The sequence below is a fragment of the Streptomyces alfalfae genome, from assembly GCF_004127445.1.
In the GTDB taxonomy this organism is placed as follows: Bacteria; Actinomycetota; Actinomycetes; order Streptomycetales; family Streptomycetaceae; genus Streptomyces; species Streptomyces alfalfae.
Map to the genome: position 1 here is coordinate 180930 of NZ_QEXM01000037.1, position 25579 is coordinate 206508.

The window sequence follows — 25579 nt, forward strand, 5'->3', positions numbered from 1 at the left end:
GAACCCCAGGAGTCCCCATGCACCTCGACCACTCCCACGACCACGGCCCCGCTGCCGTCTCCGCCGACGCGCGGCGGCCCGACGGGAGCCGGCGTGCTCTGCGCATCGGGCTCGGAGGGCCCGTGGGGACCGGCAAGACCGCCACCGTCGCCGCGCTCTGCCGGGCGCTGCGCGACGAGCTGTCCCTCGCCGTCGTCACCAACGACATCTACACCCGCGAGGACGCCGAATTCCTGCTCCGCGAGGCCGTCCTGCCGCCCGAGCGGATCACCGCCGTGGAGACCGGCGCCTGTCCGCACACCGCGATCCGTGACGACATCTCCGCGAACCTGGAGGCCGTGGAGGACCTGGAGGACGAGGTCGGGCCGCTGGACCTGATCCTCGTCGAATCCGGTGGCGACAACCTCACCGCCACCTTCTCCAAGGGGCTCGTCGACGCGCAGATCTTCGTCATCGACGTCGCGGGCGGCGACGACATCCCGCGCAAGGGCGGCCCCGGCGTCACCACCGCCGACCTGCTGGTCGTCAACAAGACCGACCTCGCCCCCTACGTCGGCTCGGACCTCGCCACGATGGCCGCCGACGCCAAGGCGCAGCGCGCGGAGCTGCCGGTGGTCTTCCAGTCGCTGCGGTCCGAGGAGGGCGTCGGCCCCGTCGCCGCCTGGGTGCGTGAGCAGTACGCCGCGTGGACCGCGTCGGCGTGAGGGCGGACACCGCCCCGCGGGGCCGTACGGGAACGGTGGGCGGCGCGGGGCTGCGGGCCACCGCCCGCGTCGAGGCGCGCGCCGACGGGCGGGGCGGCACGGCCCTGCCCGTGCTCGACGGTGAGGGCCCGCTCGCCCTGCGCCGCACCCGTACCCGCTCCGGCGGCCCGGCCGCCCGCGTCACGCTGGTCGGGGCGATGAGCGGCCCGCTCGGCGGCGACCACCTCACCGTCGAGGCCACCGCCCACGAGGGCGCCCGGCTGCACATCGACTCGGCGGCGGCCACCCTGGCGCTGCCGGGCCAGGGCGGCGAGGCGGCGCGCTACGACGTGCGGATCAGCGTGGCCGAGGGCGCCGAGCTGCGGTGGCTGCCCGAGCAGCTGATCTCGGTGCGCGACAGCGACCTGCGGCTCTCGACGCGCGTGGAGCTGGCCGCGGGCGCCCGTCTGGTGCTGCGGGAGGAGCAGGTGCTCGGCCGGGCGGGCGAAGCCCCCGGCCGGCTGAGCAGCCGGCTGACCGTGTGCCGGGCGGGGTCCCCGCTGCTCGACCAGGAGCTGGCCTTTGGCCCCGGCGCACCCGGCGGCTGGGACGGCCCGGCCGTCCTCGCGGGACACCGGGCGGTGGGGCAGCTCGTCGTCGTCCGGCCCGAGTACGAGCGGAGCGGACCGGTGGCGGCGCCGCTCGGAAAGTGGGCCGTGCTCACCCCGCTGGCCGGCCCCGCCGTCCTGGTCACCGCCGTCGCCCCGGACGCCCTCCGGGTGCGCAGGACACTGGACGCGGCGCTGCGCGACCTGGCGTGAGCCTCTACCGTCGCGCCAGCCAGGCGTCCTCCGCCGGTAGTCGAAGAAGTCGACCCCGGAGTCACCGCGCGCGGCGGTCTTCGGGAACGTCTCGCGCCGGTCCCCGGCCTCCGTGAGCCGCTCGACCAGGCAGCCCACCGTCTCGGTGAGTGCCTCGCGGTACGACAGCGGGGGCCGGTGGCCCAGCTCGCGCTCGACGGCCGTCATGTCGTACACGACCGGGTGGCGGGCCGACCACGGGGTCAGACCGACGTTGCCCCGCGGCCCGCCCGCCCTCCAGCAGGACCGTCTCCGTCTCGACGCCCATCACCGCGTCCACGGCCGCACCGATCTCCGCGACGGTCGGCGCCTCGGGATCACCGGCGTTCAGCACCCGGGAACCCGGCCGCGCGGCGGCGCGGCGCACCAGGTGCGCGAGGGTGCACACGCTCACCGGGTGGAAGCGGCCGCGCCCGCCGTGCGCGAGCACGCGGGTCCGCCTGCCGTCCGGGTTCCGCCGCACGAAGTACAGCTCCCTGGGGGCGCGGCAGTGCGGCCCGTGAATCGCCCCGGCCCGCAGCAGCGTCACCGGCAGCCGGTCGCCGAGCGCGAGGAGCTTCCGTTCCAGGGCCGCCTTGCGGGCGCCGTAGGTCGCCGCGCCCGGCGCGACCGTGGGCTGGGTCTCCGGGATCGGCGCCGGGTAGCGGGGGAAACCGTCGGGCTCGTGCTGCGTGTCGAAACTGCGGCCCTGGACGTCCTCGTAGATCGCACCGCTGGAGAGCACCACCGCCGAACCGATCCGGTTCGCCAGCCGCGCGTACTGGCGGGCGTGGCCCGTGTCGAAGGCGGCCGTGTCCACCACGAGGTCCACGCCGTCGCCGAGCAGCGCGGCGAGCGCCGCGTCGTCGTCCCTGTCGAGCCGCACGGCCCGTACGTCCCGCGGCCAGCGCCCGTCGCGCCCGCCGCCCCGCGAGGCCGCCGTCACCGTCCAGCCGTCCTCGACCAGCGCCCCCACCGTCACGCGCCCCGTCTGTCCCGTGGCGCCGATCACCACAGCGTTCCTCATGCCGGGACCGTACGCGGCGGGCGCCGGCCCCGGAAGGCGATCTGCTCTCGGCAGAGCGGGGGCGGGGTCCCGGCTCGGGCGGGGGTGTCAGCTCAGCGGCAGCCGCGGGAACCTGCGGGACTCCTTGGCGCCCTCCGCGGCGCGTTCCGCCTCCTCCGCCTTCACGACCGCCGCGTACTTGTCCACGTATTCCTGGCCGGAGAGTCCGAGGATGGCGTACATGATCTCGTCGGTGACGGCCCGCAGGACCGCCTTCTCGTTGTCCATGCCGACGTAGCGGGAGAAGTCCAGGGGCTCGCCGAACCGGATCGTCACGCGGCGCAGCCGGGGGAGCTTTTGGCCGGGCGGCTGGGCCTCGAAGGTGCCGATCATCGCGCAGGGGATTACCGGGACGCGCGCCTTCAGCGCCATCGCGGCGACGCCGACCTTGCCCTTGTAGAGCCGCCCGTCGTGCGAGCGGGTGCCCTCGGGGTAGATGCCGAGCAGCTCGCCCTTGCGCAGCACGCCGAGGCCCTCCGTGATCGCGGCCTTGCCCGCCTCCCTGCCGGAACGGTCGACCGGGATCTGACCCGCGCTGCGGAAGAACGCGGCGGTGAGACGTCCCTTGATGCCGGGACCCGTGAAGTACTCGGCCTTCGCCAGGAACGTGATGCGGCGCTTGATGATCGCCGGCATCAGGAAGTGGTCGGAGAACGACAGATGGTTGCCCGCGACGATCGCCGCGCCCGTCTGCGGCACATGTTCCAGACCCTCGATCCTGGGCCGGAACATCAGCCGGAGCAGCGGACCGAGGAGCACGTGTTTGAGCAGTGGATAGAACATGGTGGCTGCCTTCCCCCTGGTCCCGGTGCCGACGCACAGTAGCCAATCAACGGTGCGGGCGCGAGAGCCCGTTCGGGCTGTTGTCGGCCACCGGTCGGGCGAAACCCCGGCGCGGCGCCCCGGCGTCCTGCGCGGACGGGGGTCAGCTGGTCTCTCCCCGGCGCCCTTGCCGCCGGGACCGACACCACTGGACACCACAGAACGTCACCGACACCGTCACCGGAGGTCCCGCATGCGTCCGTTCACCGTCGCCGTCGCCGCACTGATCGCCCTCGGCGCCTCCGTCCCCGCCCAGGCGGCCGGCGCCCCCACGCGGGCGTCCGTCACGGCCCCCACACCCAAGAGCGAGCTGTTCCTCACCGTCGCGGAGTCCGAGGACACGTGGATCCGCGGCGTGCAGCTGCGCTGCGAGCCGAAGCCGTCGGGTCGCCACCCGCACGCCGCGCTGGCCTGCGCGGAGATCGCCGGGGCGGCCGGAAACCTCAACGCGCTGCCCCGCCTGAAGCGGCCGTGCACCAAGAAGTACGACCCGGTCACCGCGAGCGCGCACGGCAGCCACAGGGGCCGGGGCGTGAGCTGGGTCAAGGTCTTCCCCAACCGCTGCGAGCTGGACGTGGCCACGGGCTCGGTCTTCCGGTTCTGACCCGGGGCGGGCCCGCGCCGGAGGCCCCGCCCGGCTCACGTGCCGCGCGACAGCACCATCCCCAGCGTGAGCAGTCCCAGCACGACCCAGCCGAACCACAGCCAGCCGTTGCCTCCGAGCGCCACCGAATAGGCCGTCACCATGACCAGGCCTCCGATGGTGAACCCACCCATGGTCTTCGTGGAACCGGGCATCGCTCAGCCTCCTCCCGGCAGCCCGACGCGCCTGCGCGCCGGGACCGCGGTCCGAAGACCATCGTCACCCGCGATGCCCCGTCCGCGCTAGCGCCCGCGTGCGGCCAGTGAGGCCAGGTAGGCGTTGTAGGCCTCCAGCTCCTTGTCGCCGTCGCGGTCGGCGGCGCGGTCCTTGCGCCGGGCCTCGCGGTCCTCGGAGCGGCGCCACTGGAAGAGCAGGGCGACCAGGACCACCACGGAGGGGATCTCGCTGAACGCCCAGGCGATGCCGCCCGCCGCCTCCTGGTCGGCCAGGGCGTCGATGCCGAGGGAGGCCGGCGGGTGCGTGTAGGTGCCGACCATCGGCTGCGTCGCCATCATCAGCGCGATGCCGAAGAACGCGTGGAACGGCATGCCCGCGAACAGCTCCAGCATCCGCATCACGTAGCCGGGCCGGTGCGGGCCGGGGTCGACGCCCATGATCGGCCAGAAGAAGACCAGGCCGACGGCGAGGAAGTGCACCATCATCCCGATGTGGCCCGCCTTGGAGCCCATCAGCGTGTCGAAGATCGGCGTGAAGTAGAGCGCGTACAGGCTCGCGATGAACAGCGGGATCGTGAACGCCGGGTGCGTGATGATCCGCATGTACCGGCTGTGCAGCAGCCACAGCAGCCACTCGCGGGGCCCCTTGTGGCCGCGGGCCGCCGTGGGCAGGGCGCGCAGGGCCAGCGTGATCGGGGCGCCGAGCAGCAGCAGGATCGGCGACAGCATGCTGATCACCATGTGCTGCACCATGTGCACGCTGAACATGACCATGCCGTAGTCATTGAGCTTGGTGCACATCACGAGCAGGACGGTGAGCACACCGAGCACGAAGGCGACCGTGCGGCCCACCGGCCACTTGTCGCCCCGCCGCACGAGCCGCGTCACGCCCCACCCGTACAGGGCGAGTCCCACCAGGCCGCCGATGAGGAAGAAGGGGTCGGCGGAGATCTCCAGGCCTCGCCCCAGCGTGAACGGCGGCAGATCCATGTTCATGCCGTGCCCGCTGTGATCCATCCGGTGGCTCCTGATTCGTGCGGATTGTGCGACGTGTGTCGGCACCAGACTAGGACCGCCCCCGGCCGCTGACGCGACCGGGGGCGAGTAGTACAACGAGCAACGGACCTACAGCACGCACTCCGCCTCGGCGTACCGCTCGTCGGGCACGGTCTTCAGCGTCTCCACGGCCTCCGCGAGCGACACCATGGTGATGTCGGTGCCCCGCAGCGCCGTCATCTTGCCGAACTCGCCGCGGTGCGCCGCCTCCACCGCGTGCCACCCGAAGCGCGTCGCGAGGACCCGGTCGTACGCGGTCGGGGTGCCGCCGCGCTGGACGTGCCCGAGGATGACCGGACGGGCCTCCTTGCCGAGGCGCTGCTCCAGTTCGAGGGAGAGCTGCCGGGCGATGCCGGCGAACCGCTCGTGGCCGTAGACGTCCTTGCCGCCCACGTCGAACTCCATGGAGCCCTCGCGGGGCTTGGCGCCCTCGGCGGCCACGACGATCGCGAACTTCTTGCCCGCCGCGAACCGCGCGCCGACCTTCTCGGTCAGCTCCTCGATGTCGAAGGGGCGCTCGGGCACGACGACGGCGTGCGCGCCCGCGGCCATGCCGGAGTGCAGCGCGATCCAGCCGGTGTGCCGCCCCATGACCTCGACGATGAGGACGCGCTGGTGCGACTCGGCGGTGGTCTTCAGCCGGTCGAGCGCCTCGGTCGCCACGCCCACGGCGGTGTCGAAACCGAAGGTCACGTCGGTGACCGCGATGTCGTTGTCGATCGTCTTGGGCACGCCGACGATGGGCAGGCCCGCGTCGGAGAGCAGCCGGGCCGCCTTCAGCGTGCCCTCGCCGCCGATCGGGATGATCGCGTCCAGGCCGAGGTCGGCGACGTGGCCCTTGGCCCGCTCCACGCCGTCACGCAGGTGCGCGGGCTGTACCCGTGAGGAGCCGAGGATCGTCCCGCCGCGGGCGAGGATGCCGCCCACCGCGTCGAGGTCGAGCTTGCGGTAGTCGCATTCCAGGAGGCCTTTCCAGCCGTCGTGGAAGCCGATGACCTCGTCCCCGTGGTCCGCCACCGCGCGGTGCACGACGGAGCGGATGACGGCGTTCAGGCCGGGGCAGTCGCCGCCGGAGGTCAGGACACCAATGCGCATAGCCCGGAATACCTTTGCAACGTGGGCCGATGACCGGACCACGTCGTCCGGTTGAGTTCCCGCCACCCTATAGGCGGCGGGGGGCCGGGCCGCATCTGGCGTCCGAGGGCTGGACGCCCCCGCTCACATGTGCGGGCGGGGCGTCAGGCGGGCCCCCGGCCGGTGGTCTCGCACCGGCTCAGGCGGGCTGCTGCGCGGAGGCGATGCGCTCGGCGCGCAGCGCCTCGTACCACCGGTCGTCCGTGGGCGGCAGCGCGTTCACATCGAGGGCCAGCTTGAGGAGCAGGTCCGCGATCAGCGGGTTGCGGGCGAGGACGGGACCGTGCATGTACGTGCCGAAGACCGTGCCGTTGTACGCGCCCTCGGTGCCGTCGCCCGTGCCGTTGCCCCGGCCGAGCGTCACGCGGGCGAAGGGGCGGGCCGCCGGGCCGACGTGGGTGATGCCCTGGTGGTTCTCGAAGCCCGTCAGCGAGGGCAGGCCGAGCTGCGGGTCGATGTCGGCGAGGACGTCACCGACACACCGCTCGCCCTCGCCGCGGGTGGAGACCACGTCGAGCAGGCCGAGGCCCGGCTCGCGCTGGCCGAGGTCGTTGATGAACTCGTTGCCGAGGATCTGGTACCCGGCGCAGACCGAGAAGACGATCGCGCCGTTGCCCACGGCCCGCTGGAGGCCGCCGTCGCGGCGCAGCCGCTCGGCCGCGAGGCGCTGCGGCCGGTCCTCGCCGCCGCCGATCAGGTAGATGTCACCGGAGGTGGGCACCGGCTGGTCGCTGCGCACGTCGTAGCGCTCGACCTGGAGGCCGCGCTGGCGGGCGCGGCGCTCCACCACCAGGGCGTTGCCCTGGTCTCCGTACGTGCTCAGCAGGTCGGGGTAGACCCACACCAGCCGCAGGCTGTTGTCGCTCATGCTCATTCGTCCCTACGATTTTCTCAGGGGGCCGGTGGGGATCAGTTGCCGACGCGGCGGCGCAGGTCCTGGAACGCGGTGTAGTTCGCGATCGTCTCGATGCGTCCGGGCGGGGCGAGCTGCACCGCCTCGTCGACGGTCTCGCAGACCCGGAAGTCCAGGCCCGCGACCTCCAGGCGCACCGCGAGGTCCAGCTTGCGGTCGCCGAGGACGAAGATCGGGTGACCGGCGAGACGGGTGTAGTCGACGTCCCAGAGCCAGGAGGTGTCCGTGCCGTCCGCGCCGCGGGCGTTCACCGACAGGATCACCGGGGTCGGCGGCGGGTCGATCAGCGAGAACGTCTCCAGCCAGCCAGCGGGGTTCTTCGCGAGCAGCAGCCGCAGGTCACGGCCCTGGAACTGCACGACGTCATAGCGGCCCGCGACGGCCTGCACCTGGTACATCCGCTCCAGGGCGACCTGCGGCGGCACCCCGAAGACGGCGGCGACGGCGGCCGACGAGGTGGCGTTGGCCTTGTTGGCGCGGCCGGGGAGCTGCAGGTGGATCGGCCACGCCGAGCCGTGCGGGTCGAGGACGTGGTCACCGGAGAGCACCCAGCTCGGGGCGGGGCGGCGGAAGCCGCACTCACCGCAGAACCAGTCGTCACCGGGGCGCTGCATGACGCCGCCGCAGGACGGGCAGGACCAGGCGTCGTCCTTCCACTCCTGGCCCGCGGCCACCCACACCACGTTCGGCGAGGAGGAGGCCGCCCAGACGACCAGGGGGTCGTCGGCGTTGGCGACGACCACGGCCTTGGAGCCGGACAGGCCCTCGCGCCACTTCTCGGCGAGCATGCGGGTCTCCGCGGCGCGGTCGAGCTGGTCGCGCGAGAGGTTCAGGAGCGCGATGGCCTTCGGGTCCACGTCACGGGCGACGCCCGCGAGGTACTTCTCGTCGACCTCGATCACGCCGTACTTGGCGTCGGAGCCGCCGGCGAGCGCCGAGGTGATTCCCGCGGGCATGTTCGCACCCAGGGCGTTGGACACGACCGGGCCGCTGGCCCGCAGTGCCTCCGCGATCAGGCGTGTGGTGGTCGTCTTGCCGTTGGTGGCCGACACGAGGACCACGTCCAGGTGTGTGGCGAGCCGACCGAGCAGCTCGGGGTCGAGCCGGAGCGCGACCTTTCCGCCGATCACCGATCCGCTGCCGCGGCCGGCCGCGCGCGACACCGCCGCGGCCGCCTTGCCCGCCGTCACGGCCAGCTTGGCCCGCGGCGACAGCGGGTCCGTGTTGCCTGACATCTGTCGAGATCCTCCTTGCGTACGGCGCCGCGCCTGCCCCCGGCATCGTTTCTCTGCTCAGCCTATCGAGATCCGCCGACAAGCCCGAACAGCGGCACCACCTCGGCGCCGCTCCTCTCCATGGACCGTACTCTTGCCGCCATGCGACACGGCTCGATCCCGGGCGCCTCGGGGCGCGTACGACCTCTGACCCTGCTCGGTGACCCCGTGCTCCACACGGCCTGCGAGGAGGTCACCGACTTCGGGCCCGGACTGGCGCGTCTGGTCGAGGACATGTTCGCGACGATGTACGCGGCCCAGGGGGTGGGCCTGGCGGCGAACCAGATCGGCGTCGGCAAGCGGGTGTTCGTGTACGACTGCCCGGACGACGATGACGTCCGTCACCTCGGGCACGTGATCAACGCCCGCCTCGTCGAGGCCGACGGCGAGACGGTGCGCGGCCCCGAGGGCTGCCTCTCGCTGCCGGGCCTGGAGGCGGGCACGCCGCGCTTCGACCACGCCGTGGTCGAGGGGGTCGACGTGCGCGGCGAGCCGGTGAGGGTGCACGGGACCGGCTGGTTCGCGCGCTGCCTCCAGCACGAGTGCGACCACCTGGAGGGCTCGGTCTACACCGACCGCGTCACCGGCTGGCGCCGCCGCCGCGTGCTGCGGGCCGCCGCGCGGGCGTCCTGGAACACCGTCTGACGCACGCCCGCTCAGAACCCGGGGCCACCCACGCGGTTGCCCGCCGCGGCCAGCCGGCCCCAGAGCAGATCGGCCAGGCTGCGCACCAACTCCGCGCGCGGGCAGGGGCGTTCGCCCAGCCACCAGTCGCCCGCGGCGTGCATCATGCCGACGATGCCGTGCCCCCAGACGCGGGCGAGCTGCGCGCCCTCCGGGCCGAGGTCGACGCGCTCCTCGATGACCTCGGCCAGCTCCTCGCCGAGGCGGCGCAGCAGGGGCGTGGAGTGCACGCCGACGTCGAAGCCCTGGTCGCCGGGGGAGGGGGCCTCCGCGGGGTGCATCAGGAAGCGGTAGACCTGGGGGCGTGCCTCGATGGCCGCGAGGTAGGTGTCGAGGGTCGCCTCGACGCGCTCCCTGCGCTCGGCGGGGGCGTCGAGCGCGGCGCGCAGGGCTTCGAGCAGCGCGTCCGTGTGCCGCTTGGCGAGCGCGGCGTAGAGCCCGCCCTTGTCGCCGAAGTGGCGGTAGAGGATCGGCTTGGTGATGCCGGCCTCCGCCGCGATGGCGTTCATCGACGCGCCCGGCCCGTCGCGCAGCACCACCCGGTCCGCGGCTTCGAGCAGCTCGCGCCGACGGCGCTCGGCGGACCGCTGCTGATCGGTCCGCTGAGTGGTCTCCATGGTTTCTCCCCGCCCGTGCTGATGAGGTGACGCACGCGCAACGTAACACTCTGAGCGCCCTCCGCATCGAACGGGCTGCCGGGAGTTGACATCGGCTACTGGCCGGTAACACACTGCGGTTACCGCAAGTAACGTGGCAGTTGATCGCAGGTCCTGGAGGGGTCATGGCCGAGTTCACCATGGAGCTCAACGACGAACAGAAGGAGGTCCGGGACTGGCTCCACGGATTCGCCGCCGAGGTGATCCGCCCCGCGGCCGCCGAATGGGACGAGCGCGAGGAGACTCCCTGGCCCATCATCCAGGAAGCGGCGAAGCTCGGGATCTATTCGCTGGATTTCTATGCCCAGCAGTTCTTCGACCCCACGGGTCTCGGCATCCCCATGGCCACCGAGGAGATCTTCTGGGGTGACGCCGGCATCGGCCTGTCCATCATGGGCACCGGCCTCGCCGCCGTCGGCGTGCTCGCCAACGGCACCGAGGAGCAGGTCGGCACCTGGATACCGCAGATGTACGGCGACGCGAACGACGTCAAGGTCGCCGCCTTCTGCTCCTCCGAGCCCGACGCCGGGTCCGACGTCGCCGCCATGCGCACCCGCGCCGTCTACGACGAGGCCAAGGACGAGTGGGTTCTCAACGGCACCAAGACCTGGGCGACCAACGGCGGCATAGCCAACGTCCACGTCGTCGTCGCGGTCGTCGACCCCGACCTCGGCTCGAAGGGCCACGCCTCCTTCATCGTCCCGCCCGCCACCCCCGGCCTCTCCCAGGGCCAGAAGTTCAAGAAGCACGGCATCCGCGCCTCGCACACCGCCGAGGTCGTCCTGGAGGACGTGCGGATTCCCGGCCACTGCCTGCTCGGCGGCAAGGACAAGCTGGACGAGCGCCTGGCACGCGCGCGTGAGCGCGCCAGGAGCGGCGGCGAGCGCGTCAAGAACGCCGCGATGGCCACCTTCGAGGCGTCCCGCCCCGCGGTCGGCGCCATGGCGGTCGGCACGGCGCGCGCCGCGTACGAGGAGGCCCTGGAGTACGCCAGGACCCGCACCCAGTTCGGCCGCCCGATCATCGACAACCAGGGAGTCGCCTTCCAGCTCGCCGACATGCGCACGCAGATCGACGCGGCCCGCCTCCTGGTGTGGCGCGCCTCGTGGATGGCGAGCACCGGCAAGAAGTTCGAGTCGGCCGAGGGCTCCATGTCCAAGCTGTACGCGAGCGAGGTCGCCAAGAAGGTCACCGCGCAGGCCGTGCAGATCCTCGGCGGCAACGGCTTCACGCGCGAGTACCCGGTGGAGCGCATGCACCGCGACGCGGCGATCTACACCATCTTCGAGGGAACGAGCGAGATCCAGCGCCTCGTCATCGCCCGGACGCTGTCAGGCATGCCGATCCGCTAGGGCGTGTGGACGTACGGGGTGGTCGTGCACAGGGTGGTGAAGCCCAGGCGGTCCAGGATCGGGCGGCTGTCCTCGGAGGCGTCGACCTGGAGGTAGCGGTAGCCGCGCTCGACGGCGATACGGGCGCGGTGGGCCACCGTCGCCCGGTAGATGCCCTTCCCGCGCCACTCGGGAGCGGTGCCGCCGCCCCAGAGGCCCGCGAAGTCGGCGCCGGGGCGGAACTCGGCGCGGGCGCCGCAGACCGGCCGGTCACCGGCCATGGCGACCACCGCGACGATGTCGTCCGGGGTCTCGGCGAGCTGGGCGAGGACCCGCTTGCCGAGCTGCTCGCTCAGGGCCGCGTCGGCGGCGCCGAACGCCGCGAGGTGCGCCTGTGACATGAGCCGGGCGCCCGCCTCGTCCGTCACGTCCACCAGCCGCACGCCGTCGGGCAGCTGGGGCCCGTCGGGCAGGCGGTCCGCCTCGGCGACCATCACCGTCTCCGTGGGTTCGGCCACGAAGCCGGCCGCCAGGAGGCGCTGGGCGAGGTCGTCCGGGCGGTCGTAGGAGTGCAGCTTCCACTCGAACTCGCGGCCCACCGCCGTGAAGTGGCGCACCTGCTCCGCGATCACGGCGTCGGCCGTCGTCGCGTCCACGTCCGACCACAGGACGCCGTTCCAGTCCTGCTCCGAGCCGGTCTGCCGGACGACACCGCCGCCCCGCTCGATCCTCGCGCCCGGGCTCTCGCTCCGCGCCTCGCGTCTGATCTGCCGGTCGTAGGCGGCGAGCACCGCTGCTTGATCCATGGGGGGCACTTCAGCAGGGGAGCCGTCGTGCGGCAAACGGTTTTCGGCCGCCGTGGCGGCGGGCTCAGGCGTGCCAGTGGCAGCGGAGCGCGGCGGTGGAGAAGCCGGGGCCGAAGGCCACGACGACGCCGCGCGCGCGGTCGGCCGGGGGCGCCGCGTGCGTGCGCTCGATGACGCGGAGGATGCTGACCCCGCCGAGGTTGCCCTCGTCGCACAGGGTGTCCGTGGAGTGCCGCGCCGCGTGGTCGTCGAGGCCGAGCGCGGCGGCGGTGTCGGCGATGATGCGCAGGCTGCCCGGGTGGATGGCGGCGAAGTCCACCTGCTCCGTGCCGACCCACTCGGTGAGCGCGGGCAGCGCGTCGTCGGCCGCCGTCAGGGCCTTCTTGGTGGAGTCGAAGTGGAACCCGTCGGGGGAGATCCGGCCCCGCTGCCGGTCGACGCTGTCCGGCAGCACGTACTCGAAGGAGTCCTCGATCGCGATCCCCGGGCCGAGCGGGGTGTCGCTGACGACCGCGGCGGCGGCGGAGTCCCCGAAGAGAGCCTTGTAGATCATCGACTCGATGCCCGTGTCGGAGTGGTGGTAGACGCTGGAGATGACCTCGGCGGCGACCACGAGGACCTTGCTGCCGGGCCGGGCGGCGACCATGTCGGCGGCCCGCATCAGGCAGTGGGTGCCGCCGGGGCAGGCCAGCGTGGTCAGCGCGACGCGGCGGACCGTGGGGCGCAGACCGAGCCGGGCGATGAGGTGGACGTCGAGGTTGGGGACGGACCAGCCCGTGCTGTGCGTGGTGACGATCGCGTCGATGTCGCGCGCCGCGAGACCGGCGGTCCGCAGGGCTGCCGCGGCGGCGCGTTCGGACATGTCGAGGGCGTCGGCGAAGGCGGCGCGGGCTCGTTCGCCGATGTCGGCCGCGCCCGACACGGTGGGGGCGTTGAGGGGGCGGGTGAAGTTCCTGGTGCGCACACCGCAGTTCTCGACGACGCGGAGGATCGCCCGGAGCCGGGGGTGGCCCGCGTGGTGAGCGCGGATGTCGTCGGCTATCTCCGCCGTGGTGACCTTGTGATCGCCGACGACGGTCTGCGGTCTTGAGACGTGAGCGGGCACGGTGCGACTCCCATGGGGCCGTGAAGACGTTCGGGTGCGGCACAACGTACTTCACCGTCACGAACGCGTCTTCCCACGTGAGCGCGGACGCAGGGGGAGGCGGGAGGGGCTCAGACGGCCCGGAGCATGGGCACGCGCTGATGGGAGCGGAACTCTCCGGGGTGGAACACGAGGATCATGAGCCGGGCGCCGGGCGCGGTCATCGGCTGGGCCGTGCACATGGTGACCCAGCCGGGGCCCTGGGCGGGGTGGAGCAGGGGGCGCTCGTCACCGTCGGGGTGGGGATGGGAGACGCCCGTGCGGTAGAGGGCCGAGGTCTCGGGATCGGCGAGCACTTCCTTCTCGATCTGGCAGAGGGTGTCGTCTTCGGGCCTGGAGGCGAGCGCGGCCCGGAGCTGGGGGAGCACCATGGGGGCCCACGAGGCGTGCCAGTCCATCAGCGCGCGCCGGCCGTCGGGGTCGAGGACCATCCAGCGCATCACGTTCGCGGGAACGTTTCCGTCGGGGAACATCTCGGCCAGCGGCTCGTTGTAGGCGAGCATGTCCCAGGAGGCGTCGGTCACGTAGGCCATGTGGGAGATCCCGTCGACCGCCTCCTGCCACACCCCGGGGACCTCCTTGCCGGAGGAGAGGTGCAGCGGTCCCGGCGGGTCTTGAAGCAGCGCGTAGCGGTTGAGGGAGACCCACTCCTGCTCGTTCAGGCCGAAGAGGCGCGCCACGTCGCGCAGGAGCGTGGTGGGCGCGTTGGGGTAGTTGCCCGATTCGAGACGGTGATACGTGCCGAACGTGCGGTGCAGCAACTGGTCGACCTGGTGCTGGGAGAGACCGGGCGCGCGTCGGCCCTGACCGCTGGGCCGGGAGAAGCCGTGCGATTCGGGGGCGATGAGGGCGCGTCGTTCGCGGAGCAGTGCGCGGAGCGCCGTCTTGTTCATGGTGGGTAATCCCTCTTGTACACGCCGAGTTGGAGCATCAGCAGTCTAAATATTCACACCTTCTTTGGGAGTAAACATTGCCCGAAGAAAACGATCAGGCGCTGCGGCATCATGGTGGGCGCGACCTCGCCGACCTGCACCTTTGATCGTCGGCGAGTGCGCGGGCACAACTGTGGGGTGTCTTGTCCGGGGAGTCAGAGAATGGCTGAAATTCCCCGGCGTCGGGTACCCCCGGGGCCTTCCGGGTCGATCCGGGAAGTGTGCGGAACGGTTGTTCGTATTCCGCTCGTTGTGAGCGGAAACAGGGCAAGCGGGGAACCGCACAGGGCTTCTTCCCGTACCGGCCCCATGGGCCCGCCGGCTGCGGTCGGTGCCGTCACTCGCCATTACGTAGCGGCCACGGTACCGACCGCCCGCGGGCGTCCCCGTTCTCTCGAGCGGAAGTGACGCTCACTCGTCTCAGGTGGCGGCGATCCGCTCCTCCGCCTGCGCCAGGATCTCCGTGACGCGCAGTCCGAACCGGATATCGCACGGATCGGGCGTACCGGTGCGCACGGCCGAGAGCAGGGCGTCGATCGCGTTGCCGATGGCCTCGTCGGAGCGCTCCCACGGCGGCATCACGAAGACGCCGTTCTCACCGCGCAGTTCCACCGTCAGGCCCGTGCCCTTCTCCGGCGCCGTCAGGCTGAGCGCCGCCGTGCTGGACGCGCCGCTGGTGTGCCGCAGGATCAGGTGGACGGTGTCGCCGGGGCCGCGGGCCGCGGCCACCTCGCTCGCGTCGCCGAGGACCGGCAGCAGCATCGACAGCGCGTGCGGGCCCACGTCCCACAGGCCGCCCCGGCTCTCCCGCCACGGGGAGGAGAACAGCGTGTTTCCCTCGGGTGTGTAGAAGGAGCCGTACCAGTCGGCGCGGCCGGTGTACCAGCCGTCCATGGCGCGCTGCTCGTCGAGCCATGCCGAGGTCACTTCGGCGAAGCGCAGGGTGAAGAAGACCACGGACGCCACGTGCGCGCGCTCGGCCGCCTGCGCGAGCCGGCGTCCGGCCTCGGGCGTCGTGGCCACCGGCTTGTCGAGGAGCAGATGGCAGCCCGCGGCGGCGGCCCGCTCGGCGAGCGGGGCCTGTACGTCCGGTGGCACGGCGAACGCCACGGCGTCACTGGCCGCGAACAGTTGGTCGACGTCCTCGTGCACGGAGGTGCCGTGGGCGGCGGCGAGCGTGGCCGCCGCCTCGGGCCTGCGGCCCCATACGCCGCTGAAGTCGATGTCGGAGTGCTTGGCCAGAGCGGGGGCGTGGGTGGCGGTGGCCCAGGGGCCGGTGCCGACCAGGCCGATGCGGAGTCGGTTCATGCGCCGCAGTATGACCGAAGCCGTTCGAACACAGCTCTCCGGCTGCCCGTGAAGCTTCCGGACAGGAGCCGATGTTGGCCATACGGGCATGGGTCGGGCGCCCGGGTGCGCGGGTTCACGCCAGACCGGTCCGGCAGGGATCCGGTGGCATGCGCACGGGGCACATGCCGCCTTCCGATGCCACGGGCCCTCTGGTGAATTCCCATTCACTCGCTATGGTGAATTCAGATTCACCTCGGCCCGCGGGGGAGCGCTGATGGAGCCCGTCCCGATATCAGGCGAAGTGTGGGGGTTACGCGCCCGCCTGGCCGTCCCCGTCCTCGCCTTCGGCGGCACCCTGATGGCCGTCACGCAGACCGTCGTCGTCCCGCTCCTGCCCGATCTGCCCCGGCTGACCGCCAGTTCACCGGACGCCGTCTCCTGGCTGGTCACCGCCACGCTGCTGGCCGGCGCCGTCCTCACGCCCGTGCTCGGCCGCGCCGGCGACATGTACGGCAAGCGCCGCGTACTGCTGCTCGCCCTCGGGTTGATGACCGCCGGTTCCGTGCTGTGCGCACTGACCTCCGACATCCGGCTGCTGATCGCCGCCCGCGCCCTCCAGGGAGCCGCCGCCTGCGTGGTGCCGCTGTCCATCAGCATCCTCCGCGACGAACTGCCGCCGGAGCGCACCGGTTCCGCCGTCGCCCTGATGAGCTCCACCGTGGGCATCGGGGCCGCGCTCGGGCTTCCGCTGGCCGCGCTCATCGTCCAGTACGCGGACTGGCACGCCATGTTCTGGGCGACGGCCGCCCTGGGCGCCCTCGGCCTCGGCCTGGCCTGGTGGACCGTGCGGGAGTCGCCGGTGCGCTCGCCCGGCCGGTTCGACGTCCTCGGCGCGCTCGGGCTCGCGGCAGGCCTGGTCTGCCTGCTGCTCGCCGTGTCGCAGGGCGGCCGGTGGGGGTGGGGGAGCGCGCCGGTCCTCGCGCTGCTCGCCGGGGCCCTCGCCATCCTCGCGGTGTGGTGGCGGACGCAGTGGCGCACGGAACAGCCGCTGGTCGATCTGCGCCTGGCCGCCGGGCGGAGCGTGGCGCTGCCGCACGTGGCCGCGCTGCTCGCCGGGTTCGCCTTCTACGCCAACTCCCTGGTCACCGCCCAGCTGGTGCAGGCGCCCGCCGCCGGCGGGTACGGCCTGGAGCTCTCGATCGTCGCGACCGGCCTCTGCTTGCTGCCCAACGGCATGATCATGCTCGCCCTCTCCCCGGTGTCGGCCCGCGTCTCCACCAGGCGCGGACCCCGGATCACCCTCGCCGCCGGGGCGCTGGTCATGGCCCTCGGGTATGGCGTGCGCATCGCCGACAGCACGGAGTTGTGGGCCGTCATGCTGGGCGCGGCCGTCGTGTCGGCGGGGACCACCCTCGCGTACTCGGCGCTGCCCACCCTCATCCTGCGGGCCGTGCCGATCGGGCAGACGGGCTCCGCGAACGGGGTGAACGTCCTGATGAGGACCATCGGCCAGAGCGTCTGCAGCGCGGCCGTCGCCGCCGTGCTCGTCGGCCACAGCACGGTGGTGGAGGGTACGCCGATCCCCACGCTCGGCGGTTATCAGGTCGCCTTCGCCATGGCGGGCGCGGTCGCGCTCGTCGCGTGCGCCGCGGCCTTGGCCATACCCTCGGAAGCGGTCCCCGAAGAGGCGCGGGAGCCCGGCGGCAGCGGCGGGCCCGCCCAGGAGACGGCCCTGGAAGGAACGTGAGCGTGACCGTGGGGAGAAGGGGCACCACCACGTCGGCGAAGGGCCCGGCGGGGCCGGGCGCGGGTGGCCGCAGGGACTCCGAGGCGTCCAAGGCCGCCATCATCCGCGCCGCCCGGTATCTGCTCGCGCGGCACGCGCACGGTGACATCACCCTGAAGGCGGTGGCGGAACGGGCCGGGGTCAGCGCCCCGCTGATCCTGAAGTACTTCGGCAACAAGGACGCCCTGTTCTCCCACGTCATGTCCTTCGAGTCGGACGCCCTGGCCTTCCTCGACGCGCCGCTCGCAGACCTCGGCCGCCACATGGTCCGCCATCTGCTGACCGGCCAGGCCGAGCGCGGCGCCGACCCCATCCTGCGCATCGTCTTCGCCCCGCTGCACGGAGAGCAGGGCGACATCCTGCGCGCCAACTTCCGCGCCCAGGTGGTCGATCGGCTCGGCGAGCGCCTCTCGGGAGCGGACGCGGGGCTGCGGGCCGAGCTGGCCGTGGGCACACTGATCGGCCTGGGCGTGATGTATGGCATCGCTCGCGGCCCCCGCCTGCGCGAGGCGGCCATCGACGACGTCACCGACCGCTACGCACCCGTCGTGCAGGCCTTTCTGACCCCCGGGTGACCGGCCGGGCCGCCTCCACCGCGGCCGTCGGACGGGGGGTCGCCGCACCGCGCCGCACGACGAGCACGGCGGCGAGCCCGACGGCCAGGCCCAGCGCCGTCCGGACCCCGAAGGGCTCACCGAACATGAGGGCGCCCCACAGGGCCGTCACCGGCGCCATGAGGAACATCAGCGTGTTGACCTGGGTGACGCCGGAGCGCCGCAGGATCAGCCAGTACAGGCCGTAGCCGCCGAAGGTGGAGAGCGCCACCAGCCAGGCGATCGCCACCCAGAAGGACGCCTCGGCCGGCGGCGTCGCGGCCCGGGCCGCCAGGGCGAGCGCGGTGAAGATGGCGGCGCTGGTGGCGCAGTGCACCGTCATGGACACGGCCGGCCGCATGGACCTCGGCGCGCGCCGGTCCAGGAATGTCGCCGCCACCAGCGAGAACATCCCGAGGAACGGGACGAGGTAGGCCCACCACGCGGTGTCGCCGCCCTCGGCGAAGTCCGCCGCTGTCACGATCGCGACGCCGGTCACGCCGAGGCCGAGGCCGACCCACTGGGTGCGGCTGACGAACTGTCCGAGCAGTGGCCCCGCCAGCGCGCCCGCGACGAGTGGCTGGGTCCCGTCGATCAGCGCGGTGGTGCCGCTGGAGACGCCGAGCTGGATGGCGTAGTAGACCGTCAGGAGATAGCCGCTCTGCGACAGCGCGCCCACCAGGGCCTGCCGCCCGAGGTCACGGGCCGACACACCCCGCCAGGCCGCCCGCGTCAGCGTGGCGGCGACGAGTCCCAGGACGACGGCCAGCGGCAGGAAGCGCCACATCAGCACCGTGACCGCGGACGCGCTGCCCGCTCCGAGCTTGGCCCCGATGAAACCGGAGCTCCAGGTCAGCACGAACGCGGCCGACAACAGGATGTTCATGGGTGCTCCTCCTCGTCGGGGAGTGCCGCCACCGTGCCGAGCGGTCCCGGGGCGGCTGAAGTAGACCGATCTGTATACCTGCTTGCCTTCGAGTGTAACCAGCCGGGTAAACCGTTCGGTCTACCATGGGGGTATGACCGAGGGAACGGACCGCGTGGGCGGCGGCGCGGGCAAGGGTGACGCGAGGGAGGCCGTCGCGCCCCGGCGCGTCACCATGACGCCGGGGGCGCGCCGCGTGCTCGGCGCGGCGGCGCGGCTCTTCTACGACCGCGGCATCCACGCCGTCGGCGTGGACCTGATCGCCGCCGAGGCGGGCGTGACGAAGAAGACGCTCTACGACCGGTTCGGGTCCAAGGAGCAGATCGTCGTCGAATACCTCGCGGACCGGGACGAGCGCTGGCGGGTCTTCCTCGCCGGGTATCTGGACGCGGCGCCGACGCCCCGCGACAAGGCCGTCGCCGTCTTCGCCGCCTCACGCGACTGGGCGGTGGGCCACATGGCCAAGGGGTGCGGCATGGTCAACGCCCACGCCGAGATCAGCGACCCCGCCCACCCCGCGTACGCGATCATCGCCGGTCAGAAGGCGTGGATGCTGGGCCTCTTCACGGGTCTGGCCGCCGAGGTCGTGCCGCGCGGCGCCGAACGCCTGGGCCGGACGCTGATGCTGCTGCACGAGGGCGCACTCGTCGCGAGCGGCCTGCGGGTCTTCCCCGGCGCGATCGAGCAGGCGAGGCGCGACGCGGAGGAGTTGCTGCGCCGGGCCGCCGCGGTGGACCCCGCGCATGGTTGACAATTCTTTGCCGATGGCCGGAATCCTTCCTTCCGCCATGTCGGCGACCGGTGAAGCCGCGGGTCGGTGGCCGGCACGGGCCCGTGGTGGCCACCGGCCCCGGCGGAGTGCGTCCGAAATCGTGGGGGTGGCGGCGGTCGTCGTGTCGACGCGGTGTTGACCGGACGCGAGGCACGGCGCACGCTCGGCCATATAGGTGTTCTTTACATCTATATGGCGAGCAGGAGGAAGCACATGTGTGGCATCACCGGCTGGGTCTCCTTCGACCGTGATCTGACGGCCGCGTCAAGCACCGTGGACGCCATGACGGAGACGATGTCCTGCCGCGGACCCGACGACCGGGGCACCTGGGCCGACGGGCCCGCGGCCCTCGGGCACCGCCGGCTCGCGATCATCGACCTGCCGGGCGGCCGCCAGCCCATGACCGTCGAGACCCCGGCCGGTACGGTCGCCCTCGTCTACTCCGGCGAGACCTACAACTACGCCGAGCTCCGGCGGGAACTGGCCGGCCGCGGGCACCGCTTCACCACGGAGTCGGACACCGAGGTCGTGCTGCGCGGCTATCTGGAGTGGGGCGAGGCCCTCGCCGAGCGGCTCAACGGCATGTACGCCTTCGCCGTCTGGGACGCCCGGCACGACAAGCTGGTCATGGTCCGCGACCGCATGGGCATCAAGCCCTTCTACTGCTACGAGACCCCGGACGGCGTCCTCTTCGGCTCCGAGCCCAAGGCGATCCTCGCCAATCCGCTGGCTCGCCGCCGGGTCGGCCTCGACGGGCTGCGCGAGCTCTTCACCATGGTCAAGACGCCGGGCCACGCCGTGTGGGACGGCATGCGCGAGGTCGAGCCCGGCACCGTCGTCACGGTCGACCGCTCGGGGCTGCGCCGGCACGTCTACTGGGAGCTGGAGACCCGGCCCCACACCGACGGCCGCGAGGCGTCCATCGCCAGGGTGCGCGAGCTCCTGGAGGACATCGTGCGCCGCCAGCTCGTCTCGGACGTGCCGCGCTGCACCCTGCTCTCCGGCGGCCTCGACTCCTCGGCGATGACGGCGCTCGCCGCGCGGCAGCTCGCCGAGCAGGGCGAGACGGTGCGCAGCTTCGCCGTCGACTTCGTGGGGCAGACCGACAACTTCGTCGCCGACGCGCTGCGGGCCACCCCCGACACCCCGTATGTGCACGACGTGGCCGAGGCGGCGGGCACCGAGCACCGCGACATCGTCCTCGACTCCCACGCGCTCGCCGATCCCGGCGTCCGCGCCCACATGATCCGCGCGCGCGACATCCCCGTGGGCTTCGGCGACATGGACGCCTCCCTCTACCTCCTCTTCCGCGCCATCCGCGAGCACTCCACGGTCGCGCTCTCCGGGGAGTCAGCGGACGAGGTCTTCGGCGGCTATCTGCAGTTCTTCGACGAGAGCGCGCGCACGGCCGACACCTTCCCCTGGCTGGTGCGGCTCGCCGACCACTTCGGGGACGACTCCGGCGTGCTGCGCCGCGACCTGACCGCCGCGCTCGACCTGCCCGCGTACGTCAAGGACGGCTACGCGACGGCCGTCGACGGCATCCGGCGCCTGGACGGCGAGAGCGATTTCGAGTACCGGATGCGCGAGATCTGCCATCTGCACCTGACCCGCTTCGTGCGCATCCTGCTCGACCGCAAGGACCGCGCCAGCATGGCCGTCGGCCTGGAGGTGCGGGTGCCGTTCTGCGACCACCGGCTCGTCGAGTACGTCTACAACACGCCCTGGGCGCTGAAGTCGTTCGACGGCAGGGAGAAGAGCCTGCTGCGCGAGGCGACCGCGGACGTGCTGCCCCGGTCCGTGTACGACCGGGTCAAGAGCCCCTATCCCTCCACGCAGGACCCCAAGTACGCGCTCGCCCTGCAAGGGCACGTCAAGGACCTCCTCGCCACGCCGGGGCACCCGGTCTTCGACCTGGTGGACAGGGAGCGGGCGGCCCGTGCCGCCGGGCGGGAGGCGCCGCAGATCACCCAGGCTTCGCGGAGCGACCTGGAGCGCACCCTGGACCTCGCGCTCTGGCTCGACCTCTACCGGCCGGAGCTGGCGCTCTCCTGATCCCCCGGGGCCCACTCCACGGGCTCGGCGGCTGCCGCGAGCGTGTCGAGGAACCGCCGCAGGGCCGGCGTCCCCCGGGCCCCCAGCTCGACCGGCGGCACGGGCGCCCCGCGCCGGGCGTCCGCCGCCTGGCACGGCTCGGGCCGCCCCTCGGCCGGAACGGTCGCCGCGCGGCGTATGTACTCGGCGACCGGCACCCCGAGCCCGTCCGCGCGCCGCAGGACCGTGGCGTACTCCTCGGGCGTGAACACGACCTGTACAGGCTTGGCACCGTTCATGGACGCATGATGCCGCCCCGACTCGTGGGGCACGCCGGGGTCGGCATATTCGCCCCCCAAGGCGTGAAAACGGGGAAAGTCCGTGACAGCGGGGGAGGCCGTGGCGTCCGAGGCGGCGCCGGAATGAGAAGTGGCTCCGACCGGACGGGGGAATCTCGGTCGGAGCCTCTTCATGTTCAATGATAAACCATCCGGAGAGTGCCCTGGTCCACGGCGTCGGCCGGGGTCGTGGGCGGGCGTGACGCCTACCGCACGAGCATGATCACCGACGCCGTGACGCCGACGACGACGATGAAGCCGCGCATCGCGACCGGCGGCAGCCGGCGGCCGTAGCGGGCGCCCACCAGCCCGCCGACCGTGGACCCCGCGGCGATGATCCCGGCGATCGTCCAGTCGATGTCCGCCACGAGGACGAAGACGACGGCGGCGACGCCGTTCACGAGTGAGGCGAGGACGTTCTTGGCGGCGTTCAGCCGCTGGAGGTCGTCCAGGATGAACGCGCCGAAGAGGCCCATGAGCAGCACGCCCTGGGCCGCTCCGAAGTAGCCGCCGTAGACGCCGGTGACGAGGACGCCGCACCACAGCGGGAAGCCGCCGTCGCGCCTGCCGTTGTCGCCGCGCTCCTTCATCCGCCGGTTCAACCACGGCTGGAGCACCACCAGGACGCAGGCGGTCAGGATCAGCACCGGCACCACCGCCTGGAAGGCGTCGGCGGGCAGCCGGAGCAGGAGCAGCGCGCCGATCAGGCCGCCGATGAGCGAGGCCGCGCCGAACCGCACGAGGCGCCGGGCCTGCCCCTTCATCTCGCGCCGGTAGCCGTACGCGGCGCTGAGCGTGCCCGGCACCAGGCCCAGGTTGTTCGACACGTTGGCGAGCACCGGCGGGCAGCCGAAGGCCAGCAGGGTCGGGAACGTGATCAGGGTGCCGGAGCCGACCACGGCGTTGAGTCCGCCGGCCGCGACCCCGGCGGCTCCGACCGCCACCATTTCGAGCGCTTCCACACATCACCTTTCCGCCCGGCCCTCGGTCCGGTTCGCCGGAGCCGGGGCCCCGGGTCGACGCCCGTCTCCGGGTCGCCGCCCGGACCTGTGACGATCTTCCGCCACGGCCAAAACCCAAGTCAATCCTCGGGTTTGCTTGCATCCCTCCAAGCGATAACTTCGTCCTTCGTGACCCTCGACGATCTCCGTGTCTTCGTGGCCGTGTGCCGCGCGGGCAGTCTCAGCGCCGTCGCCCGCGACCTGACCTGTACGCAGTCGGCCGTGAGCCAGCACGTCAAACGTCTGGAGAAGGAGTTCGGCGTCAGCCTCCTCGAACGGCACGCGCGCGGTGTCGTCCCGACGCCGGCCGGGCGCGTCCTCGCGGCGGCGGCCGCCGACGGGATCGGCGGCATCGACCTCGCCGTGCGCCGGCTGCGGGAACAGGCGCGCGGGGACGGCGGCACCGTGCGGGTGACCACCGGGGCCACCAGCGTGCGGCACTTCATGGCCGAGGCCGTCGTCGGCTTCCGGGAGCGCCATCCGCGGGTCGGCCTGGAGTTCCGGACCACGGGCTCCAGCAGCGGCTGCTTCGACGCGCTCGCCGCTGACGACCTGGACCTGGCCTGGATCACCCTCGGCGAGGCCGTGCGCGGCATCGAGCAGCGGCCCGTCGTGGCGCTGCCGTGGGTCCTCGCCGTACGCGCCGGTGATCCGCTCGCCGACCGGGCGTGCGTCGAACTCGGCGAGCTGGCCACCGCGCAGCTCATCACGCCACCGGCCGACTCGACCTCCCGCGCCCAGCTCGACCGGCGGCTCGCCGAGGCCGGCGTGGAGCTGCCCGCGGTCACCAGCGTCGCCGACTGGGACACCGCCGTCCTGCTCGCGGGGCTCGGCACCGGCCGGGCCGTGGTCCCCGCGCTGCCCGGCGGCGCCTCCGGCGGCGTGCGCCTGGTGCCCGTCCCCGGACTGCCCCCGCTGACGGTGGGCTGGGCGGTGCGCCGCTGGGACGCGCTCACCCCGCTGGCCCGCGCCTTCGCCGACACCGTGGCCGAGCACTGCGCCACGCTGGGACAGGTCCCCGCTCAGGGCAGCAGCCGGGCGGCCCGCGTCCGGAGGTAGTGCGCCTCGGGTCCGCTGAGGGTGCCCTTCGCCGCAGCACGGTAGGCGGCGAGCGCCCCCTCACGGTCGCCCGCCTTCTCCAGGAGATGGGCGCGCACGGCTTCGAGGCGGTAGTGTCCGCCCAACTGCTCCTCCAGCGCCGCGAGTTCACCGAGCCCGGCGCGCGGCCCGTGCGCCATCGCGTACGCCACGGCCCGGCCGAGCCCGGCCATGGGCTCGGGGGCACGGCGTACGAGAACGTCGTACAGGGCGAGGATCTGCGGCCAGTCGGTGTCCTCGGCGCGCTCCGCCTCGTCGTGCAGGGCCGCGATCGCCGCCTGCAACTGGTAGGCGCCCGGCGGCCCTTGGGACAGCGCCTCCTCCACGAGCGCCGTGCCTTCGGCGATCGCCCGCCGGTCCCAGCGGCCGCGGTCCTGCTCGTCCAGCGGGATCAGCTCCCCGTGCGGCCCGGTCCGCGCGGCGGTGCGGGCCTCGGTGAGCAGCATCAGCGCGAGCAGGCCCGTCACCGCGCCCTCCCCGGGCAGCAGGCGGCGCACGGCACGGGTCAGCCGGATCGCCTCACGGGCCAGGTCCGCGCGGTGCAGGGCGTCGCCGGACGTCGCGGTGTACCCCTCGTTGAAGATCAGGTACAGCACCTGGAGGACCACGGCGAGGCGTGCGTCGCGGTCGGCGGGGACCGGCTGCCGGAACGGCACCCCCTTGATCCTCCCCTTCGCCCTGCTGATCCGCTGGGCCATCGTCGCCTCCGGCGCCAGATGGGCGCGGGCGATCTCCGCCGTGGTCAGACCGCCGACGGCGCGCAGCGTCAGGGCGACCTGCGCGGCCGGGGTGAGCGCCGGATGGCAGCAGAGGAACAGCAGGGTGAGGGTGTCGTCGTCGGAGGGGGCGCGGCTCTCGCCCGGCGGGGGAGCGGTGAACGCGTCGCGCGGCGTCAGCAGGGCCGCGTCCTCCTCGCGCCGCCGCCGGGCCTCGTCCGCGCGCAGCTGGTCCACGAGGCGGCGCGAGGCCACCCGGATCAGCCAGCCGCGCGGATTGTCCGGCACACCCTCGTCCGGCCACTGGCGGGCCGCGGCGAGCAGCGCCTCCTGCACGGCGTCCTCGGCGGTGGCGAAGTGCCCGTACCGGCGTACGAGCGCGCCGAGGACCTGCGGCGCGTGGCGGCGCAGCAGGTCCTCGGTCTCGTCGGCACCTCTCAGCACTCGCCTCCGGCTCCCTGGACGGGCCTGATGATCACGGGCGGGTCGACGACCCCCTCGGGGCCGGGGCACCGCGCGATGCGCACGGCGATCTCGGTGACCCGCTCCAGGCTCTCGCACTCCAGGAGCCAGTACCCGGCGAGCAGCTCCTTCGTCTCGCCGTAGGGGCCGTCCGTGATCACCGGCCGGCCGTCCTTGCCGATGCTGACCGCGCGGGCCCGCGCCGGTTCGGTCAGGCCCTGCCCGTCGATGAGCTCACCGGACTCGGCGAGGTCGTCGTTGAGGGTGCTCATGAACGCGTACATCGCCTGCAGTTCCTGCTCGCTCCAGGCGGGGCTCGTCCCGGAGGGCTTGCCCGACATGCTGTCGTAGTCGGCCTGGGAGCCCTGGACCATCACCAGATACTTCATGGCGTCTCTCCTCGGT

At 72.8% G+C, this 25579-nt stretch carries 26 protein-coding genes and 1 pseudogene; 10 read left to right on the forward strand and 17 right to left on the reverse strand.

Going from position 1 to position 25579, the window contains the following annotated elements:
* Positions 1-17 precede the first annotated feature (17 nt).
* Both ureG and DCW30_RS15930 read left to right on the forward strand, forming a co-directional pair.
* Positions 18-704, forward strand: coding sequence for an urease accessory protein UreG (gene ureG, locus DCW30_RS15925; protein ID WP_062775856.1), 687 nt, complete (start codon positions 18-20; stop codon positions 702-704).
* Positions 705-739: 35 nt separating this feature from the next.
* Positions 740-1504: an urease accessory protein UreD gene (locus DCW30_RS15930; RefSeq protein ID WP_076689635.1), complete on the forward strand. Its 765-nt coding sequence runs from the start codon at positions 740-742 to the stop codon at positions 1502-1504.
* Positions 1505-1508: 4 nt separating this feature from the next.
* Here DCW30_RS15930 and DCW30_RS15935 read toward each other — a convergent pair.
* Positions 1509-2549 (reverse strand): annotated as a pseudogene (locus tag DCW30_RS15935) (NAD-dependent epimerase/dehydratase family protein).
* Between the two features lie 87 nt (positions 2550-2636).
* Entirely contained in the window at positions 2637-3371 is a 735-nt protein-coding gene (locus tag DCW30_RS15940; protein WP_076687493.1) for a lysophospholipid acyltransferase family protein, read from the reverse strand.
* A 232-nt stretch (positions 3372-3603) separates the two neighbouring features.
* Here DCW30_RS15940 and DCW30_RS15945 point away from each other — a divergent pair, with 232 nt between their 5' ends.
* A complete protein-coding gene (locus DCW30_RS15945; RefSeq protein WP_076687494.1) occupies positions 3604-4014 on the forward strand; it encodes an SSI family serine proteinase inhibitor in 411 nt (136 codons plus the stop codon).
* A gap of 35 nt (positions 4015-4049) precedes the next feature.
* Here DCW30_RS15945 and DCW30_RS36700 read toward each other — a convergent pair whose 3' ends face one another.
* The 5 genes from DCW30_RS36700 to DCW30_RS15965 form a co-directional block, all read right to left on the reverse strand.
* Positions 4050-4208, reverse strand: coding sequence for a hypothetical protein (locus DCW30_RS36700; RefSeq protein WP_162933601.1), 159 nt, complete (start codon positions 4206-4208; stop codon positions 4050-4052).
* Between the two features lie 87 nt (positions 4209-4295).
* Positions 4296-5246, reverse strand: coding sequence for a cytochrome c oxidase assembly protein (locus DCW30_RS15950; RefSeq protein WP_062775850.1), 951 nt, complete (start codon positions 5244-5246; stop codon positions 4296-4298).
* A 108-nt stretch (positions 5247-5354) separates the two neighbouring features.
* On the reverse strand, positions 5355-6380 hold the full coding sequence (locus DCW30_RS15955; protein WP_062775848.1) for a 6-phosphofructokinase: 1026 nt from the start codon (positions 6378-6380) through the stop codon (positions 5355-5357).
* Between the two features lie 178 nt (positions 6381-6558).
* Positions 6559-7287 carry a type 1 glutamine amidotransferase gene (locus DCW30_RS15960; protein ID WP_062775845.1) on the reverse strand — a complete coding sequence of 243 codons (729 nt, stop codon included), beginning with the start codon at positions 7285-7287 and terminating at the stop codon, positions 6559-6561.
* Between the two features lie 41 nt (positions 7288-7328).
* Positions 7329-8567 (reverse strand): Mur ligase family protein, encoded by a 1239-nt coding sequence (locus DCW30_RS15965; RefSeq protein WP_062775844.1) that lies wholly within the window; start codon positions 8565-8567, stop codon positions 7329-7331.
* A 141-nt stretch (positions 8568-8708) separates the two neighbouring features.
* Here DCW30_RS15965 and def point away from each other — a divergent pair, with 141 nt between their 5' ends.
* A complete protein-coding gene (gene def / locus DCW30_RS15970; RefSeq protein ID WP_079250227.1) occupies positions 8709-9251 on the forward strand; it encodes a peptide deformylase in 543 nt (180 codons plus the stop codon).
* Between the two features lie 11 nt (positions 9252-9262).
* Here the strand turns inward: def and DCW30_RS15975 are convergent, their stop codons facing one another.
* Positions 9263-9907 carry a TetR/AcrR family transcriptional regulator gene (locus tag DCW30_RS15975; protein ID WP_062775840.1) on the reverse strand — a complete coding sequence of 215 codons (645 nt, stop codon included), beginning with the start codon at positions 9905-9907 and terminating at the stop codon, positions 9263-9265.
* A 164-nt stretch (positions 9908-10071) separates the two neighbouring features.
* On the opposite strand from DCW30_RS15975, the gene DCW30_RS15980 reads away from it, so the two are divergent.
* Entirely contained in the window at positions 10072-11298 is a 1227-nt protein-coding gene (locus DCW30_RS15980; protein WP_076687496.1) for an acyl-CoA dehydrogenase family protein, read from the forward strand.
* On the opposite strand, the gene DCW30_RS15985 is transcribed toward DCW30_RS15980, so the two are convergent.
* The 4 genes from DCW30_RS15985 to DCW30_RS16000 form a co-directional block, all read right to left on the reverse strand.
* Entirely contained in the window at positions 11295-12083 is a 789-nt protein-coding gene (locus DCW30_RS15985; protein WP_076687497.1) for a GNAT family N-acetyltransferase, read from the reverse strand. The genes DCW30_RS15980 and DCW30_RS15985 overlap by 4 nt on opposite strands.
* 64 nt (positions 12084-12147) lie before the next feature.
* Positions 12148-13188: a beta-ketoacyl-[acyl-carrier-protein] synthase family protein gene (locus DCW30_RS15990; RefSeq protein WP_076687498.1), complete on the reverse strand. Its 1041-nt coding sequence runs from the start codon at positions 13186-13188 to the stop codon at positions 12148-12150.
* A 110-nt stretch (positions 13189-13298) separates the two neighbouring features.
* On the reverse strand, positions 13299-14120 hold the full coding sequence (locus DCW30_RS15995; RefSeq protein WP_076687499.1) for an MmyB family transcriptional regulator: 822 nt from the start codon (positions 14118-14120) through the stop codon (positions 13299-13301).
* Between the two features lie 459 nt (positions 14121-14579).
* Positions 14580-15467: a Gfo/Idh/MocA family protein gene (locus tag DCW30_RS16000; RefSeq protein WP_076687500.1), complete on the reverse strand. Its 888-nt coding sequence runs from the start codon at positions 15465-15467 to the stop codon at positions 14580-14582.
* Positions 15468-15723: 256 nt separating this feature from the next.
* Here DCW30_RS16000 and DCW30_RS16005 point away from each other — a divergent pair, with 256 nt between their 5' ends.
* Both DCW30_RS16005 and DCW30_RS16010 read left to right on the forward strand, forming a co-directional pair.
* The gene (locus tag DCW30_RS16005) at positions 15724-17196 is read left to right on the forward strand and encodes an MFS transporter (RefSeq protein ID WP_103557545.1); all 1473 of its coding nucleotides are present in this window, start codon (positions 15724-15726) and stop codon (positions 17194-17196) included.
* 8 nt (positions 17197-17204) lie between these two features.
* Positions 17205-17810, forward strand: a complete 606-nt coding sequence (locus DCW30_RS16010) for a TetR/AcrR family transcriptional regulator (protein ID WP_076689639.1) — start codon at positions 17205-17207, stop codon at positions 17808-17810.
* Here DCW30_RS16010 and DCW30_RS16015 read toward each other — a convergent pair.
* The gene (locus tag DCW30_RS16015; protein WP_076687501.1) at positions 17761-18714 is read right to left on the reverse strand and encodes a DMT family transporter; all 954 of its coding nucleotides are present in this window, start codon (positions 18712-18714) and stop codon (positions 17761-17763) included. The genes DCW30_RS16010 and DCW30_RS16015 overlap by 50 nt on opposite strands.
* Before the next feature lie 214 nt (positions 18715-18928).
* Here DCW30_RS16015 and DCW30_RS16020 point away from each other — a divergent pair, with 214 nt between their 5' ends.
* Both DCW30_RS16020 and asnB read left to right on the forward strand, forming a co-directional pair.
* The gene (locus tag DCW30_RS16020) at positions 18929-19504 is read left to right on the forward strand and encodes a TetR/AcrR family transcriptional regulator (protein WP_076689641.1); all 576 of its coding nucleotides are present in this window, start codon (positions 18929-18931) and stop codon (positions 19502-19504) included.
* Positions 19505-19738: 234 nt separating this feature from the next.
* Positions 19739-21580 carry an asparagine synthase (glutamine-hydrolyzing) gene (gene asnB / locus DCW30_RS16025; RefSeq protein WP_076687502.1) on the forward strand — a complete coding sequence of 614 codons (1842 nt, stop codon included), beginning with the start codon at positions 19739-19741 and terminating at the stop codon, positions 21578-21580.
* Here asnB and DCW30_RS16030 read toward each other — a convergent pair.
* On the reverse strand, positions 21553-21858 hold the full coding sequence (locus DCW30_RS16030; RefSeq protein ID WP_076687503.1) for a hypothetical protein: 306 nt from the start codon (positions 21856-21858) through the stop codon (positions 21553-21555). The genes asnB and DCW30_RS16030 overlap by 28 nt on opposite strands.
* A 245-nt stretch (positions 21859-22103) precedes the next feature.
* A complete protein-coding gene (locus DCW30_RS16035) occupies positions 22104-22859 on the reverse strand; it encodes a sulfite exporter TauE/SafE family protein (protein ID WP_079250228.1) in 756 nt (251 codons plus the stop codon).
* A gap of 168 nt (positions 22860-23027) precedes the next feature.
* Here DCW30_RS16035 and DCW30_RS16040 point away from each other — a divergent pair, with 168 nt between their 5' ends.
* Positions 23028-23957 (forward strand): LysR family transcriptional regulator, encoded by a 930-nt coding sequence (locus DCW30_RS16040; protein WP_076687505.1) that lies wholly within the window; start codon positions 23028-23030, stop codon positions 23955-23957.
* Here the strand turns inward: DCW30_RS16040 and DCW30_RS16045 are convergent.
* Entirely contained in the window at positions 23921-25156 is a 1236-nt protein-coding gene (locus DCW30_RS16045) for an RNA polymerase sigma factor (protein ID WP_076687506.1), read from the reverse strand. The genes DCW30_RS16040 and DCW30_RS16045 overlap by 37 nt on opposite strands.
* Complete coding sequence (locus tag DCW30_RS16050) at positions 25150-25563, reverse strand: YciI family protein (RefSeq protein WP_062775816.1); 414 nt, start codon at positions 25561-25563, stop codon at positions 25150-25152. Before DCW30_RS16050 ends, DCW30_RS16045 begins: the two co-directional genes overlap by 7 nt.
* Positions 25564-25579: the final 16 nt, after the last annotated feature.